Origin of the sequence: Bradyrhizobium sp. dw_411 (assembly GCF_018449695.1) — a bacterium.
Taxonomy (GTDB): domain Bacteria; phylum Pseudomonadota; class Alphaproteobacteria; order Rhizobiales; family Xanthobacteraceae; genus Bradyrhizobium.
Genome location: NZ_JAAVUY010000006.1, coordinates 355,620 through 370,964 on the forward strand (window position 1 = coordinate 355,620; position 15,345 = coordinate 370,964).

The window sequence follows — 15,345 nt, forward strand, 5'->3', positions numbered from 1 at the left end:
GAATCATTTCCATCGGCCGGCCCCTGGATCAGCACCTAACCAATTGTTATCATAGGAATTATTCCGCGAAAGGCCTCTCCTGGAAGCGCCCATCAATCCCGGCGCTTGACGTAATGATCGGCTTTCGAGGGCGCCGGCTGGGTGACGTTCACCGGGTCCGAACCGGGAAAGGTTTCCTCCAGCCCCTCCTCCAGGGCCTCGTCGAGCCGGCGCTTGTCGGCGTCTTTGGCCTCTTTAGAATCCTGGGCCTTGGATCGCGGTCCGGTCATGGCAACATCCTTTCGGGTTGGCGGCCTGCTGGCGTGAAGCGATTTTGCAGCAGGCTCAAGCATGCTAGATGAACAGCCAACACCGTGAATACAAGAAGGCAACAGGGTTTGGAACGTCAATGAAACACATCACTTGCATCGAAGATCTGCGCCAGCGCCATATGCGAAAGGTGCCCAAGGCATTTTTCGACTACTGCGACCGCGGTTCCTATTCCGAGGACACGCTGCGCGCCAATGTCGACGATCTGCAGGCGATCAAGTTCCGCCAGCGCATCCTGGTCGATGTATCGAAGCGCGATCTGTCGACCACCATCCTCGGCGAACCCGCCGCGCTGCCGCTGATCCTGGCGCCGGTCGGCCTGACCGGAATGCAATTCGGGGACGGTGAAATTCACGCCTGCCGCGCCGCGCAGGCCGCGGGCATTCCCTATACGCTGAGCACGATGTCGATCTGTTCGATCGAGGATGTCGCCGCCAATGTCGACAAGCCGTTCTGGTTCCAGCTCTACGTCATGAAGGATCGCGGCTTCATCAAGGCGCTGATCGAGCGCGCGATCGCCGCCAAATGCAGCGCGCTGGTATTGACCGTCGATCTGCAGGTGATCGGGCAGCGCCATGCCGATATCAAGAACGGCATGACGGTGCCGCCGGAATGGACGCTGTCGAAGTTTGTCGATTTCGCCACCAAGCCGGCCTGGGTGTCCGGCGTGCTGCGCGGCAAGCGCCGCACCTTCGGCAACCTGGTCGGCCATCTCAAGGGCACCGACGACATCACCGCGCTCGGAACCTGGATCGCCACGCAGTTCGACACCACGCTGAACTGGAAGGATGTCGAGTGGATCCGCAGCATCTGGCCGGGCAAGCTGATCCTCAAGGGGATTCTCGATGTCGAGGACGCCGAGGAAGCGGTGAAGACCGGCGCGCAGGCGCTGGTGGTTTCCAACCATGGCGGCCGCCAGCTCGACGGCGCGCCATCATCGGTCGAAGTGCTGCCGGAGATTGTCGATGCCGTCGGCTCCAAGATGGAAGTGTTGTTCGACGGCGGCATCCGCTCCGGTCAGGACGTGATGCGCGCGCTCGCGCTCGGCGCCAAATCCTGCATGATCGGACGGGCCTATATTCACGGCCTCGGCGCGTATGGCGGCCCCGGCGTCAGCAAGGCGATCGAACTGATCGCCAAGGAACTCAGCACGACGATGGGACTGTGCGGCGTCAACACCATCGCCGAGATCGACGACCACGTGATCGCGGTTTGAATTCGCCGGGACTTCCTTACTTCCTTCTCCCCTTGTGGGAAAAGGTGCCGTAGCGGAGCGAAGGCGGATGAGGGGTCTGCATCCGCGGAAAGAACCCCTCACCCGTCCGCGCTGCTTCGCCGTAGCCGATGCTTTGCATCGGCGTTTTACCAAGAACGGCGACTGAAGGCCGCCTATGGCCACCCTCTCCCACAAGGGAAGAGGGGAAACAACATCACATCGGCGGTGCAATGCCGTCGCGGCCGACGCCGACGCGGTTGGCTTCCAGCACGCCATCTTCCTTTTTCACCGCGCCGAAGATGATGATCTTGGCGCCCGCCTTCAATTCGGACTTGTCACCCGACACGAACGCGACGATCGGGGTTTCCGGCGGCACCACGACTTTCTTTTCGCCGTCCTTGTAACGAACCAGAATGTTCTGCCCGTCGGTACCCTCGACGGTCTGCGCGACAGTTGCATTGGTCATGGTGCTGCCGGCGCGAAGATCCCAAGGCCGGAAACCTTCGGCCGCGCCGCGCTGGGCTTCGGGGAAAATATGGACGGCAAGCGCCTTCTGGGTGCCGTCGGGTTCCGGCATTGCCGACACGCCGATATACGATCCCGGCTTGATGTCGGCCATCGCGGACTTGGCGACGCCGATCACCGTCACGTCGCTGGTGACGCGAACCTTCATGTCCGTGCCTTCGCGCGACTTGACCGTCAGCACCGCGCCATCGACGCTCTCGATGGTGCCGCGAATGCGGACCGTCGGAGGCTGCTGGGCCCACGCGGCCGAGCTCAACACAGTCACAAGCGCGAGCGAAGCAAGCACACGCGGCACGAACGAAGATAGTTTCGGCATGATTTCTTCCTCAATGGTTTTGGTTGAGCGGCCAATCCAGGGCTGACGCCCGTGGGTGGCTCTCCTGCTCGTTACGAAACGCAGGAGGAGATTGTTACATCGGCGGCGTCAGCCCATCCTTGCCGACGCTGATGCGGTTGGTTTCGAACATCCCGTCCGGCAGCTTCTTCACAAAGGCGATCACCTTGGCGCCAGGCTTCAATTCGGTTTTGTCGGCGGGAACATAAGTCACAACAGGCGTGTCGGGCGAGACCACGATTTTCTTCTCGCCGTCCTTGTATTTGATGGTCAGGTTCTGACCGTCATTTCCTGCGACAGTCTGGGCCACCGTGGCGTTGGTCATGGTGCTGTTGGGCCGCAGATCGTAGGGCCGCGTTCCCTCGCCGGTGCCGCGCATGTTTTCCGGAAAGACGTGCACTTCAACTGCATTCTGACTGCCGTCCGGTCCGGGCACCGTAGTAGCGCCGATGAACGAGCCGAGCTTGATATCGGCCAGTGAGATCTTGATGATCCCCACCACCATCATATCGTCGGACATCCGCAACTTGACGTCCTCGCCGCTACGCGACTTGACCGACAGCACATCGCCGTCGACGGCCTCAACGGTGCCGCGAACCCGGGACGGCGTCGGCGGCTGCTGGGCGATCGCAAGGGGCATCGCCGACATCAGCGTGAGCGCGGCCAGCGGCAACGCAAAACGATAGGATTTGGCAAAACGATAGGATTTCATGACGCGTCCTCCGGTCACCATCCCTAGCAGGGATGCGGGGACCTCCCACGATCTCCGCGTTCAATCCTTTGTGAGATCGGCCTCGACCAGCGCGCGAAGCGCCGGAGTTACCTCGGGACGCAGCCCGAACCACAATTCAAACCCGCGCACAGCCTGGTGCAGCAACATGCCGAGCCCGTCAGCGGTCCTCAGCCCGCGCTCGCGCGCCGCTGCCAGCAGCGATGTTTCCAGCGGGACATAAACCAGGTCGGCGACGATTGCCTGCGATGGCAGCCGGGCGATATCAATCTCCAGCGCGGGCTGGCCGCGCATGCCGAGCGACGTCGTGTTGACCAATAGTCCGGCGCGCGGCAACACATCGTCGATCGCATCCCACGCGACGGGATGAACATTGGCGCCGAACTGATCGGCCAGCGCCCGCGCGCGATCGATAGTCCGGTTCGCCAGATGCACGCGCTTGACGCCGCGTTCGACCAGTCCGAACACCACCGCGCGCGACGATCCGCCGGCCCCTAACACCAGCGCGTCTTCGATGGCGTCCCACCCCGGCGCGCAGACGTCGAGATTATTGATGAAGCCTTCGATGTCGGTGTTGGTCGAGCGCAGTTCATCGCCCTCGTACCACAGCGTATTGGCGGCACCGACGGCGCGGGCGCGCGCATCGGGCACCGACAGCGCCAGCGCGCGTTCCTTGTGCGGAAGAGTGACATTGGCGCCGACGAAACCGTGCGTCGATAGATGCAGCACGAATTCGGCAAAGCCCTCGGGCGGCACCGCCTCGATATTGTAACCGCCCTCGATCTCGAGCGTCCGCAGCCAGTAATGATGGATCAGCGGCGAACGCGAATGCGCGGCCGGCCATCCGATCAGGCAGGCGGCGCGCGGTTTGGTGGTGGTTGTCATCGCCGATCCCGTCGCGGCGCCGGGTCAGCAGGGCGCCGTCCTGCTCAAATCCGACAGACCGCGTTCACTGTCAATGCTCGGGGCTCTTGTTTCGATGGAATGAAACCGAAAAGGCTTCACATCCGGCGGATTCCGCAACGCTCAGACCGGCGTTACAGAAAGACCTGCATGCGGCTCACTCGCCGCGATCCGGCGCGCTGCGTAGTACCGCGCGAGCGACGCGCAGACCATGAGCTGGATCTGGTGGAACAGCATCAACGGGATGACCACGAGCCCCACATGCCCGGTAAACAGCAACGTTGCGATCGGGATGCCGTTGACGAGGCTTTTCTTCGATCCGCAGAAAACGATGGTGATTTCATCGGCACGCGAAAATCCGAGCTGCCTGCTCGCAAAAATCAGGATGGTCATGACGGCCGCGAGCAGCGCGACATCGAGGAGCGCGACCCTGAACAGATCTCCGGCATCGATCTGATGCCAGATACCGTCCACGACGCCCCGGCTGAAAGCCATGTAGACGATGAGCAGGATCGATCCGTAATCCACGCTCTTGATCGCGCGCGGATGGCGCGTGAGATAGGCGCCGATCCACGGTCGCAACAACTGACCGGCGACAAAAGGCAGCAGCAACTGCACCAGGATAGCAACAATAGAGTGCGCGGAAATGTCGAGGCCGTGGCGGCTGAGCAGGAAGCCGGCGATCAGGGGCGTCAGGAACACGCCGAGCAGGCTAGAGGCGGTCGCGCTGAACATCGCGGCCGGCACGTTGCCGCCTGCCACGGACGTGAAAACGACCGAGGCCTGCACCGTCGAGGGCAGCGCGGTGAGCAAAATCACCCCGGCCCATAACGGCCCGGGGAGGAAATCCGGGGCCAGGAAGTGCGCGGAAATTCCGAGCAACGGAAACAGCGCGAACGTGCTCAGGAACACCGTCGCGTGCAGCCGCCAGTGCCGCGCGCCAAGCAGCGAGTCTTGCGGCGAAAGCTTCGCCCCGTGCAGGAAAAATAACAGCACGATGGCGGCATCCGTCAGCCAGCCGACGGCCTCAGCCGCATGGCCGCGAGCCGGCAGTACGGCGGCGAAAGCAACCGTCAGCAAGATCGCCGCGAGGAACTTGTCGATGCGTGACCAGACGGCGCGGACCAAAATCATTTCAAGCCTCGTTGGGAGGTGATCGTCCCCACGAATATCGGCGCATGCCGGTCATTGTAAATACCGCATACATCTATTACTGTAATCGTCCATCGTGATAATAGGGCCATGCTGGATCCCGTCCTGCTTCAGACCTTCCTGGCGATCGCCCAGACCCGGAGTTTCACCCGGGCCGCCGAGCGCCTCGGCTTGCGTCAGTCGACGGTCAGCCAGCACATCCGCAAGCTTGAGGACGAGACGGGACGCCGGCTCTTCGTCCGCGATACCCATTCGGTAACAATGACGGCTGACGGGGAAGCCATGATCGAGTTCGCCCGGGGTATCCTGGCAGCGAACGAACGGGCGGCACGCTATTTCGCGGGCTCCGAGCTGCGCGGCCGGCTGCGGTTCGGCGCATCGGAGGATTTCGTGACGTCGCTTCTGCCGGAAGTGTTGCGGGAGTTTGTTCGCACGCATCCACTGGTCGAATTCGAGCTCACGGTTGGCCTGAGCGGAGAACTCAACGAGAAACTAGGGCGCGGAGAGCTCGACCTCGTCTGCGGCAAACGTCGTCCGGGAGAGGATCGCGGACGCGTTGTCTGGCGCGATCGGTTGGCCTGGGTGTCCGGTGACCTTCCGCGCCTCGATCCATCCATGCCGGTACCGCTGATCCTCTATTCACCGCCCAGCATAACCCGCGAAATCGTTCTCGCAGCACTTGAGCGGTGCGGCCGTCCCTGGCGCATCGTGTGCGCGAGCGGCAGTTTGAGCGGGCTGCGAGCCGCGGCGCTCGCCGGATTAGGCGTCACGATTTTCGCCGCGGACCTGATCCCGACGGGCCTTGCCGAGATTCCGGGCGGTCACGGACTGCCAGATCTCGGCACCGTCGAGTTCGTTCTGCTCGGCACCGGCAAAACCTTAAGCGGGCCCGCCGCCGAACTGGCGGACGCAATCCTCGCAAGCGGCATTCGGGTGTAACAGCTTGTTCGTCTGAAACGCTCTACAGGTGAATGCTCGCGGCAACGATCCCGCTCAGCGCCAGCGCGAAGGCTGCGGCAAACCAGACCGCGGCGAGATTGAGCCAGTGATAGGCCATCGCGCCGCACACCGAACCCGCCACCAGCGCGGCCCACAGCAGAAGATTGGGCAGCCACCCCCAGCGTGCGCCACCGGTCAGCGCCGCCGCCAGCAATTGGCCGACTTTCACCAGCGCGCCGGTGACATAAGTGAGGCCGAGGCCGGCGCCGCCATCGATCTGGAACACCGCGTTCTCGAGGCCCATCGCCAGCACGATCGCGGCGATCGCGACATTCGAGAAACCCGATGCATAGCAAAGCGCGGCCGCCGCGAGCAGCGCCGCCTCCACCAGCAGCACCCAGGGCTGCCGATTGGCGCCGCGGCCAAGCACGATCAGGCTGCCGCAGGCCGCGCCGGCCACAAACAACGCGATCAGGCCCAATGCCTCGGCCGCATTCGACCAGCCCCGCTCGGCGAGGCTGACACCCAGTCTCGTCGAATTGCCGCTCATGAAGGAGACGAACAGCCCGCCGAGATGCAGGTAGCCGATGCCGTCGACATAGCCGGCCAGCGCACTCAGCGCACAAGCCAGCGCAAGGTTGCGTCTCGAAGCAAGAATCATAGGCCCCATCGCCGTGACGGGCGACAGTGTTCATGAAAGCGGCGGGATTGGGAAGTGGGCGACCGATCTCAAGGCTCGACCTTGCACTCGAACCGGCCGCCCATGGATGCCACGGGATCGGCACCCGTGCAGGGGATACCGGCCACGGGATGGCCGTGTCGGTCAATCGCACACCAGTTACCGTCGCGTTTGGCCCAGGCCACGCCGCGGAGCTTTGGAACGAAATAGACCGGTTCGTCGAACTGCGGCTCGACCATCACCTGCCCGGCGGTGTCGACCAGACCCCATTTGCCATTCTTTAGAAAAGTCAGGAGACCAAAATCAAGGGCGATACCAACCCGCTCGGCGCCGACGTCGATCCATGTCTCCCCGGTCCTCGACATGATCACGCGTTTGCCATCCGCTTGCGACATAATCGCCTGGTTGATGTCGCACATAACACCGGAACGCGGCGCAACGACCCAGGACTGATCCGACAGCCGCAGTACACCGGTTGCGCCCGCGAGCGTAACGAATGCGGTATCGTCGGTTCGGCGGCGCGCGGCGGCATCGAATTTCGGCTCAATCAGCCATGAGCCGTCCGACCGCATGAAGCCGCGTTTACCGTCGAGCGAAGCAACGAAGATATCAAAATGGTTTGAGAGGAAATCGAATTTGGGTTCGATTAGCCTGCGGCCGTCAAGCCCGATACGCCCCCATTTGCCATCGATTTTAACGTTCTTTGCGTTCGGCCCGGCCCAGGTAATCGCATCAAAATGCACAGGCGTCAGAGGATCGAATCTCGCATCGACCAAGCCGAGCTTGTCACCGATTTTCACGGTATATGGCGGGGCGCTGCCGCATGTCGCATCGATCAGCCGCCCCTCCCGCGGCAATAGCGGGCTTCCGTCCTCTTTGAATAACAACCATTCCTTGTTCTTGACCGCTTCCAACCGACCGTCGGCGCAACGCCGGATGGATTGATCGAAGTCGGCGTCGAGCACCACGCGGCCATCGAGGTCCATCAGTCCCCATCGGTCCGCCTTGTTGAAAGCCCAGCCGAACACCGGGTAGTCCTTCTCGCGGAACGAAACCGCTAAATTTATCTGCTGGTAATTTGTTTGGAAAATCCAAGAGCCGGTTTTGTCGATCACACCGAAGACACCGTCTCGCTCGGCCGAAGTGCGGCCAATACCTGGACTGAATATCCATGCCTTGTCGAAAACCGCACCAATAACGAGCTTCCCGTTCCTGTCGATAAAACCAAATTTGCCGTCAAGCTTTACAAGCGCCAAGCCGTCACTCAGAGGACTCACGTCTGCGAACTTCGGCTCGATGAGCCAACTCCCGTCGATGCGCGCCAGCCCCCATAGCTTGTCCTTTTGCACCCAACGGATCGATGGATCATCTTTGTCGAACATGCGAGGCGGCGACGTACCAAACGGCTCGATCCATCTTCCAGAGATATCAATGATGCCCCTTGGGACATATTCGGAAAAGAGAGGTATAGAAACGTAGAAGCCGCCCGACGCGGTGGTTCCAGACCGATTACCGGAAAAATCCTCACCACCCGTCGTTCCACCCAGTTGCCGGGTTTCCGACACGCGAAAACGATCGGGACTTATGGCCTCGATGAACCCGTATTTCGGCTCAATAACCATCTTGCCATCGCGATCGATCAAGCCGGATTTTCCATCGACATCGACCTGCGCGAAGCCAAGCTTGTAGTCGTCCACGATGCGATATTGCGGCTTGACGATTTCGCGTCCCGTATCGTCGACGAAACCATAAAGACCATTGAGGCGGACCGCGGCCCGGTTGTCCGAGAATGTGCCGACCCAATCATAGCGCGGAAACACCGCAACCGAGCTGTCGCGATTAACCGCACCACACAGACCACCCGGAAATGCGCACATCGCCAACGGAAACACGGGTTTGATCAACCCGGGAAAATTATTCGGCGCACGGTCGGCTGCGATCTGGCCCTCAAGGATGGCCTTACCCGCTGGCGTCAGCTCAGGCGGCTTGTCCTGCGCAAGCGCGCCGTGTGACATCGACGCGACAAACCATACAAAGACATTCAACCAGAGCCGCGCAGCCATCGTGCTTTGTCCTACCCGTTCGACGTGTCATCGACTGGGTAGGAACGATCCATGGCGGGAGCATGTCGGAGTTGAGTTAAACCCGAACACAATCACAGCATGTCCAGATCGGCTCGCACCGATCTGAACACACAAGCTTCACCTCACGCCGCAACACGATGCGCGGCGATGATCTGGTCGGCGGCGCGGCCTGAGACTTCGGCCATGCGGTCGAACTGCCGGGTGAAGCTGCCGGCGCCCGCCGTTGCCGATCGCAATTCAACGATCAGTTCACCGATCTCGGCTTCCGGCATCATGGCGCGGACGCGGTCCCATCCCGGCCAGCCCTCGCGGGTGTCGAAGCCGAGAATCTGCCCGCGCCGTCCCGACAGGATCGCGTTGATCTTCGCGGTGGCCTCGGTGGGACAGACGATCTCCACCACATGGATCGGCTCCAGCAGCACCGGCTGGCATTGCGGCAGCGCTTCGGAGACGCCGATCCGCGCCGCAGTCCGGAACGCGAGGTCGGAGGAATCCACGCTGTGATAGGAGCCGTCGGTCAGCGTCACCTGCACATCGATGACGGGAAAGCCGAGCGGCCCGCGCAGCAATCCATCCACCACGCCCTCCTCCACCGCGCCGATATAATTGCGCGGCACCGCACCACCGACGACCTTTTCGTGAAACTCAAAGCCGCCGCCGCGCGTCATCGGCTTGATCTCCAGCACCACATCGCCGAACTGACCGTGGCCGCCGGATTGTTTCTTGTGGCGACCGCGCTGGGTGATCGGTTTGCGGATGGTCTCCTGATAGCCGATCGTCGGCGGATGCGACTGGACGTTGACGCCGAAGCGCTCGCGCAGCCGCTCCAGCGCGACCCGCAGGTGCATCTCACCCTGCCCCCACAACACGATGTCGTGGGTTTGCGGATTGTGGATCATGGTCAGCGAAGGATCTTCCTCATTCAGGCGCAGCAAGGCCTGGCCGAGTTTGACGTCGTCCTTGCGATCGCTTGCCGAAAGCGCCAGCGCCAGCACCGGCGGCAACGGTTCGACGCGCACCAGCGCCGATGGCGCAGTCTTGCCGCCCGACAGCGTGTCGCCGGTCTTGACGGTATCGAGCTTGCCGAGTGCGACGGTGTCGCCGGCCTCGGCCGCGGCGCGCTTGGTATCATGCGCGCAATTAATCGCCGTTATCCCCGACACCCGGCCGCTTTCGCCGGAGGATGATTGCAATGTCGCACCGTCGTCGAGATGACCGGCGAGCAACCGCGTCAGCGACAGCTTGCCGCCGTGCTGCAGATGCACGGTCTTGAACACGTAACCCAGCGCATCCTTGTGCGAAGACGCGCCAAGACGCTTTGCGGTCTCGGCAACGCCGGGCGCTTCATGCCGCAGCGCCTTCATCAGCCGCAACACGCCGTTCTCGCGCATCGCCGAACCCAACAGCACCGGACAGATCAGCCCTTCGCGCAATTCGCGGGCGAGATCGTCGAACACCGCATCGCGTGGCGGCGGAACGTCCTCGAGCAATTGCTCCATCAGCGCGTCATCGTGATCGGCGAGTTTTTCCAGCATCGAGAAACGGGCTTCCTTCTCGCGGTCGAGATCGCCGCCGGCCAATGCCACCACTTCGGAGGCCTTGTGTTCGCGATAGACAAAGGCGCGCTCCAGCGCCAGATCGACGAAGCCCGCGATCAGATCGCCGTTCCAGATCGGAATCTGGCGCAGCACCAGCGGAATCCGCGACGCCGGCTGCAAGGTCGCGAGCGTCTCGCGGATGCGCTTGTTGGCGCGGTCGATCTTGTTGAGAAACAGAAAGCGCGGAATCCCGAGATCCTCGAGCTCGCGCAGGATGATCTGAAGCTGCGGCAGCTTGCGTTCGTCGGCTTCGCACACCACCACCGCGGCATCGACCGCGGGCAGCGCGGCGCGCATGTCGTGCGCGAATTCCACCGAGCCCGGACAATCGATGAAGGTGTAGCTGTCGCCCATGAAGTTCGCCGTGGCGGCGGTCAGTCCGACGCCCATTTTGTGGCGGCGGGCCTCGGGGCTGGCATCGCCGACCGAGGTTCCGGCATCGACGCTGCCGGCGCGCGGGATGGCGCCAGTGCGCGCCAATATTGCTTCGAGAAGTGTGGTCTTGCCGCTTTGGAAAGGGCCCACCAGTGCAATGCACCGTGAGCCCGATTCTTTAGGACCTGGGGGACTTCTGACGTCATGTCCCATTGCCGCCTCCTCAGTTGGAGCTCGGCCCTTGATTGGGTCGGCGGAGGGATGCTCCCCCCGCAACGAGAATTTGGCAATCGGAAAGTGTCGCTGCAGTGCAAGGTGGTCAATGCGAGCGATAGAAGGCGGAACAAGGCACCGTCATTGCGAGCCAACGCAATGACGGCGAGAGCGACGTGCTCGACCCTTAACGTCCCGGACGAAGTTCCAGGCTTTCGAGCCCGGCTGCGACACTGAGACCGACCTGGCCCTGCACGCTGAGCGGCTGCAACGCGATCGAATTGTTCGAACCGCCGACCAGCACGTTGCCGCCGACCCCGACGCCAACCGCGGCGCTGCCCTGCGCGCCGGCATAATTGCCGGAGAGATCGCCAGGCCCGAGCCGGGCGACCGGCGCATAGACGCCCCAGGCCAGAGCGGATTCTTCGGTGATGCCAAGATCGACGCCGACCTTGCGGATGGTCGCGACGTAGCGATCGTCCGGCACGCCCGCAACACGCAGCACGCAGCCAAGATTGGTGACGGAACCGACGATAAAGCCGATGCTCGCACCGCCGCGGCATTCGAGAATGCCGACCTGGACGCGCTGCATCGGCTGTTGTGCATTGGCGCCACTGAGCGATGCAACGAACGTGGTGAGAACGGCCCCGGCGAGGAGGAATGAGCGGCGCATGAAAAAATCTCCGGCTGAAGAGTGTGATGCGAGCAGAGAATTATAGAGCGCCCTGCCCCGGACGCCGGGCCTGTCTATGACACAACATCTATGGGCACGCCAGATTTGCCGCACAGCAAACCTGTCAGAAACCATCCAACATGAACAACCCTATAAAAAAGGCCCGCTGGCGCGGGCCTCTTTCATTAAAGTTATTGGTTTCAGCCGTTTTCGGTTTCAACCGTGACGGTGATGCCGATAATGCCGGTGCCCGATCCGGACCGGCACCAATTCGATATCCGCGATACCGGCCGCGACGTTCAAACCGGTCTGGCCCTGCACGCTGAGCGGCTGCAGCCCGTAGGAATTCTGCGCACCGCCGACAAGGAAGTTGCCGCCGAAACCAACGCCAACCGACGCGTTGGCGCCGACGCCGCCGTAATTGCCCGCGAGTTCGCCACGTTGAATCTGGCCGCTCGGCGCGCTCACCGCCCAGGAAAATTTGGTCTGGTCGGTAAAGCCGAGATCGACGCCGTAGCGGTGCACCGTGGCGATGTAGGGCTCGGGACGGCGGCCCTCGCTCTGGAAGACGCATTCGAGACTGGTCACCGAGCCGACGACGAAGCCGATATTCTGACCGCCCTCGCATTGCAGGATACCGGCGCGTACCGGCGGGAGCGCATTGGCGGTCGCAACCGACGCAACCAGCGAGGCGACGGCGATGCCAAGGACAGCGACGCCAAGGGTCGTAAATTTCATGAGTTTCGATCTCCGCAAGAGGAACTGAAAGTGGAACTGAGTTTGCGGGCGGGACAGGAAGGAAGCGCCGTGTCCAAAACAAGGCGCTTCCAAACTATCGCCGTCAAAACATCAAGAACTCAAAGCGGGATGTGATTTGACTATCTCAAATTGCCGCAGAACCGCTGAATGCGTTTGCAGGCATCCTCGAGATCGGAGGTCTTGGTCGCATAGGAGATGCGAAATGCCGGACCAAGTCCGAACGCCGAACCCTGCACCACTGCGACGCCTTCGGTTTCCAGCAGCTCCGTGACGAAGTCTTCGTCATTGGCGATCACCTTGCCTGACGGCGACGTCTTGCCGATGGTGCCGGCGCAGGACGGGTAGACATAAAACGCGCCCTGCGGCCGCGGACAATCGATGCCCTTGGCCTGATTGAGCATCGACACCACGAGATCGCGGCGCTCCTTGAAGACAGCGTTGTTGACCGGAATGAAATCCTGCGGACCGTTGAGGGCTTCAACCGCCGCCCATTGCGCGATCGACGACGGATTCGAGGTCGACTGCGACTGGATCGTCGCCATCGCCTTGATCAAGGCCGCAGGACCGCCGGCATAACCGATGCGCCAGCCGGTCATGCAATAGGCCTTCGACACGCCGTTCACGGTCAGCGTGCGGTCATACAGTTTGGGTTCGATCTGCGCCGGCGTGGTGAAGACGAAATCGTCATAGACCAGATGCTCGTACATATCGTCGGTCATGACCCAGAGATTGGGATACTTCACCAGCACGTCGGTGATCGCCTTCAATTCGGCGCGCGTGTAGGCGGCGCCGGTCGGGTTCGACGGCGAGCACAGGATGATCCACTTGGTCTTCGGCGTGATCGCTTTTTCCAGCGCCTCGGGCTGCAGCTTGAAACCGTGCTCCGCGGTGCACACGACAGGCACCGGTTCGCCGCCCGCAAGCGCGACCATTTCCGGATAGCTGACCCAATAGGGTGCCGGAATGATCACCTCGTCGCCCGGATTGATGGTGGCCATCAGGGCGTTGTAGAGCACCTGCTTGCCGCCGGTTCCGACGATGATCTGGTTCGGCTTGTAGGTCAGGCCGTTCTCGCGCGCAAACTTGGCGATGATCGCCGCCTTCAGTTCGGGAATGCCGTCGACCGCCGTATATTTGGTTTTGCCGGCCTCGATCGCATGAATCGCCGCGAGCTTGATGTTGGCGGGCGTGTCGAAATCCGGCTCGCCGGCGCCAAGGCCGATGACGTTGCGCCCCGCCGCTTTGAGCTCACGTGCTTTATCCGTTACCGCGATGGTCGCGGACGGCTTCACACGGTCGAGCGCAGCGGACAGGAACGGCATCATCATCTCCTTGCAAACGTCGTGAACACGGCTGGTGCATCCACACCGATCCACGACTCTCTTTTTGGGATCGGCGCACCCTAAAGCCCGTGGCCCCCCATCGCAAGAAGCTTGATCCCATAACGCAAACTTTAGAGAACGTTAAAGGCCGCGATTTAGGGTCGGCGCAATATTCATAAAATTCTGCGGCGAAATGGCTTATTTCCGGCAAAGTCCGTGGTGGAACGCCTTGCGGTCCGGCGCATGGCTAACCGCTGCGCGGATCCGCGGCTACAGCCTGATCCTGCTCGGCATCAGCGTGATCGCGCTGGTGGGCTGGACCCTGCTGTCGGACGGCCTGATCGATCGTAACGGCAAGCCGATCGGGACCGATTTCTCGAGCTTCTACGCCGCCGGTTCGCTCGTTCTCGATGGCCGGGCCGGCGATGTCTACAACATGGCCGCCCATTATGCCCGCGAGCAGCAGATATTCGGTCAGGCCACACCCTATTATGGCTGGCTGTATCCGCCGATCTTCCTGTTGCTGGCGGTGCCGCTCGCCTCGATGCCGTATCCGGTGGCGCTGGCGGTCTGGCAATTTGGCAGCTTTGCGTTCTACCTCGCCGTGATCGGCCTCATCGTCGGCGGTATCGGCAAACGCCGAGCAGCGATCGGCTCGACATGGCTTTTGGTCGCCGCCGGCTTTCCCGCGGTCTTGATCAACCTCGGCCATGGTCAGAACGGCTTTCTCACCGCCGGACTATTTGGCGCGGCATTGCTGGCGCTGCCCTCCCGTCAAATCCTCGCCGGCGTGCTGTTCGGTCTTCTCGCCTACAAGCCGCAATTTGCGCTGGTCATCCCGATAGCCTTGCTCGCCGCCGGCCAATGGCGCGCCATCTTTGCCGCAGGGATCACCGTGGTAGCGCTGGTAGCCGTCACAAGCCTGATCTTCGGCTTTGATCTGTGGCTTGCGTTCGCCGCGTCTACCGAGACGTCGCGCAAACTGCTGCTAGAGCAGGGTGACGTCGGATTCGAAAAACTCCAGAGCGTGTTTGCGGCGGTGCGGATGTGGGGCGGCGGCATCCCGTTCGCCTATGCGATCCAGGGCATCGTATCAATCGCGGTGGTGTGCGGCACCGCGTGGATATGGTCGTCGGCTTGCAACCGCGACCTCAAATCGGCACTCCTCGCCGTCGCGACGCTATTGGCTTCGCCGCACGTTCTCGACTACGACCTCGTGGTGCTCGCGGTCGCGATTGCATTTTTTGTCCGCCACGGCATCGGCCACGGTTTTCGCGACTTCGAAATCAGCGTGTTGGCCGCGGCCTGGATCGTGCCGTTGCTGTCGCGCGGCATTGCCGGCATCACCGGCATTCCCCTCGGCTTGTTGGTGTTGCTGGCGCTGTATGTTGTCACCTTGCGGCGCGCGATGTCCGATCGCGAACACGTCAACGTGGTGGGCGATCGCCACGGAATCGCGCAAGCGTGATCTGATTTGTCGGGCCGTGTTGGCATGATTTTCTGCGCGTTTGCAGTGCGGCAAAGGTTTTCGACC

At 62.1% G+C, this 15,345-nt stretch carries 14 protein-coding genes; 3 read left to right on the top strand and 11 right to left on the bottom strand.

Going from position 1 to position 15,345, the window contains the following annotated elements; translation table 11 throughout:
* Positions 1-92 precede the first annotated feature (92 nt).
* Positions 93-269: a hypothetical protein gene (locus tag HB676_RS12905; RefSeq protein ID WP_213738172.1), complete on the bottom strand. Its 177-nt coding sequence runs from the start codon at positions 267-269 to the stop codon at positions 93-95.
* A 119-nt stretch (positions 270-388) separates the two neighbouring features.
* On the opposite strand from HB676_RS12905, the gene HB676_RS12910 reads away from it, so the two are divergent.
* Complete coding sequence (locus HB676_RS12910; protein WP_213738173.1) at positions 389-1,525, top strand: alpha-hydroxy acid oxidase; 1,137 nt, start codon at positions 389-391, stop codon at positions 1,523-1,525.
* A gap of 214 nt (positions 1,526-1,739) precedes the next feature.
* Here HB676_RS12910 and HB676_RS12915 read toward each other — a convergent pair whose 3' ends face one another.
* The 4 genes from HB676_RS12915 to HB676_RS12930 form a co-directional block, all read right to left on the bottom strand.
* Positions 1,740-2,366, bottom strand: coding sequence for a hypothetical protein (locus tag HB676_RS12915; RefSeq protein ID WP_213738174.1), 627 nt, complete (start codon positions 2,364-2,366; stop codon positions 1,740-1,742).
* Between the two features lie 94 nt (positions 2,367-2,460).
* On the bottom strand, positions 2,461-3,033 hold the full coding sequence (locus HB676_RS12920; RefSeq protein WP_213738263.1) for a hypothetical protein: 573 nt from the start codon (positions 3,031-3,033) through the stop codon (positions 2,461-2,463).
* Positions 3,034-3,156: 123 nt separating this feature from the next.
* A complete protein-coding gene (locus HB676_RS12925) occupies positions 3,157-3,999 on the bottom strand; it encodes a shikimate dehydrogenase (protein ID WP_213738175.1) in 843 nt (280 codons plus the stop codon).
* A gap of 141 nt (positions 4,000-4,140) precedes the next feature.
* The gene (locus HB676_RS12930; RefSeq protein ID WP_213738176.1) at positions 4,141-5,151 is read right to left on the bottom strand and encodes a bile acid:sodium symporter family protein; all 1,011 of its coding nucleotides are present in this window, start codon (positions 5,149-5,151) and stop codon (positions 4,141-4,143) included.
* 108 nt (positions 5,152-5,259) lie between these two features.
* Between HB676_RS12930 and HB676_RS12935 the strand changes: the two genes are divergently transcribed.
* Positions 5,260-6,108 (top strand): LysR substrate-binding domain-containing protein, encoded by an 849-nt coding sequence (locus tag HB676_RS12935; protein WP_213738177.1) that lies wholly within the window; start codon positions 5,260-5,262, stop codon positions 6,106-6,108.
* A 22-nt stretch (positions 6,109-6,130) separates the two neighbouring features.
* On the opposite strand, the gene HB676_RS12940 is transcribed toward HB676_RS12935, so the two are convergent.
* The 6 genes from HB676_RS12940 to HB676_RS12965 form a co-directional block, all read right to left on the bottom strand.
* The gene (locus HB676_RS12940; RefSeq protein WP_213738264.1) at positions 6,131-6,766 is read right to left on the bottom strand and encodes a DUF1275 family protein; all 636 of its coding nucleotides are present in this window, start codon (positions 6,764-6,766) and stop codon (positions 6,131-6,133) included.
* A gap of 71 nt (positions 6,767-6,837) precedes the next feature.
* Positions 6,838-8,850 (bottom strand): WG repeat-containing protein, encoded by a 2,013-nt coding sequence (locus HB676_RS12945; RefSeq protein ID WP_213738178.1) that lies wholly within the window; start codon positions 8,848-8,850, stop codon positions 6,838-6,840.
* Between the two features lie 143 nt (positions 8,851-8,993).
* On the bottom strand, positions 8,994-11,057 hold the full coding sequence (locus HB676_RS12950) for an elongation factor G (RefSeq protein WP_213738179.1): 2,064 nt from the start codon (positions 11,055-11,057) through the stop codon (positions 8,994-8,996).
* Between the two features lie 187 nt (positions 11,058-11,244).
* A complete protein-coding gene (locus HB676_RS12955) occupies positions 11,245-11,730 on the bottom strand; it encodes a DUF992 domain-containing protein (RefSeq protein WP_213738180.1) in 486 nt (161 codons plus the stop codon).
* A gap of 216 nt (positions 11,731-11,946) precedes the next feature.
* Positions 11,947-12,468, bottom strand: coding sequence for a DUF992 domain-containing protein (locus HB676_RS12960; RefSeq protein ID WP_213738181.1), 522 nt, complete (start codon positions 12,466-12,468; stop codon positions 11,947-11,949).
* A 140-nt stretch (positions 12,469-12,608) separates the two neighbouring features.
* Positions 12,609-13,811, bottom strand: a complete 1,203-nt coding sequence (locus HB676_RS12965; protein WP_213738182.1) for a pyridoxal phosphate-dependent aminotransferase — start codon at positions 13,809-13,811, stop codon at positions 12,609-12,611.
* Between the two features lie 193 nt (positions 13,812-14,004).
* On the opposite strand from HB676_RS12965, the gene HB676_RS12970 reads away from it, so the two are divergent.
* Positions 14,005-15,279 carry a glycosyltransferase family 87 protein gene (locus HB676_RS12970; RefSeq protein ID WP_213738183.1) on the top strand — a complete coding sequence of 425 codons (1,275 nt, stop codon included), beginning with the start codon at positions 14,005-14,007 and terminating at the stop codon, positions 15,277-15,279.
* The last annotated feature ends 66 nt before the right edge of the window (positions 15,280-15,345 follow it).

Coding starts and splice junctions, on each gene's coding strand:
- HB676_RS12905 (WP_213738172.1), bottom strand. CDS start 269: ATGACCGGACCGCGATCCAAGGCCCAGGATTCTAAAGAGGCCAAAGAC.
- HB676_RS12910 (WP_213738173.1), top strand. CDS start 389: ATGAAACACATCACTTGCATCGAAGATCTGCGCCAGCGCCATATGCGA.
- HB676_RS12915 (WP_213738174.1), bottom strand. CDS start 2,366: ATGCCGAAACTATCTTCGTTCGTGCCGCGTGTGCTTGCTTCGCTCGCG.
- HB676_RS12920 (WP_213738263.1), bottom strand. CDS start 3,033: ATGTCGGCGATGCCCCTTGCGATCGCCCAGCAGCCGCCGACGCCGTCC.
- HB676_RS12925 (WP_213738175.1), bottom strand. CDS start 3,999: ATGACAACCACCACCAAACCGCGCGCCGCCTGCCTGATCGGATGGCCG.
- HB676_RS12930 (WP_213738176.1), bottom strand. CDS start 5,151: ATGATTTTGGTCCGCGCCGTCTGGTCACGCATCGACAAGTTCCTCGCG.
- HB676_RS12935 (WP_213738177.1), top strand. CDS start 5,260: ATGCTGGATCCCGTCCTGCTTCAGACCTTCCTGGCGATCGCCCAGACC.
- HB676_RS12945 (WP_213738178.1), bottom strand. CDS start 8,850: ATGGCTGCGCGGCTCTGGTTGAATGTCTTTGTATGGTTTGTCGCGTCG.
- HB676_RS12950 (WP_213738179.1), bottom strand. CDS start 11,057: ATGGGACATGACGTCAGAAGTCCCCCAGGTCCTAAAGAATCGGGCTCA.
- HB676_RS12955 (WP_213738180.1), bottom strand. CDS start 11,730: ATGCGCCGCTCATTCCTCCTCGCCGGGGCCGTTCTCACCACGTTCGTT.
- HB676_RS12960 (WP_213738181.1), bottom strand. CDS start 12,468: ATGAAATTTACGACCCTTGGCGTCGCTGTCCTTGGCATCGCCGTCGCC.
- HB676_RS12965 (WP_213738182.1), bottom strand. CDS start 13,811: ATGCCGTTCCTGTCCGCTGCGCTCGACCGTGTGAAGCCGTCCGCGACC.
- HB676_RS12970 (WP_213738183.1), top strand. CDS start 14,005: ATGGCTTATTTCCGGCAAAGTCCGTGGTGGAACGCCTTGCGGTCCGGC.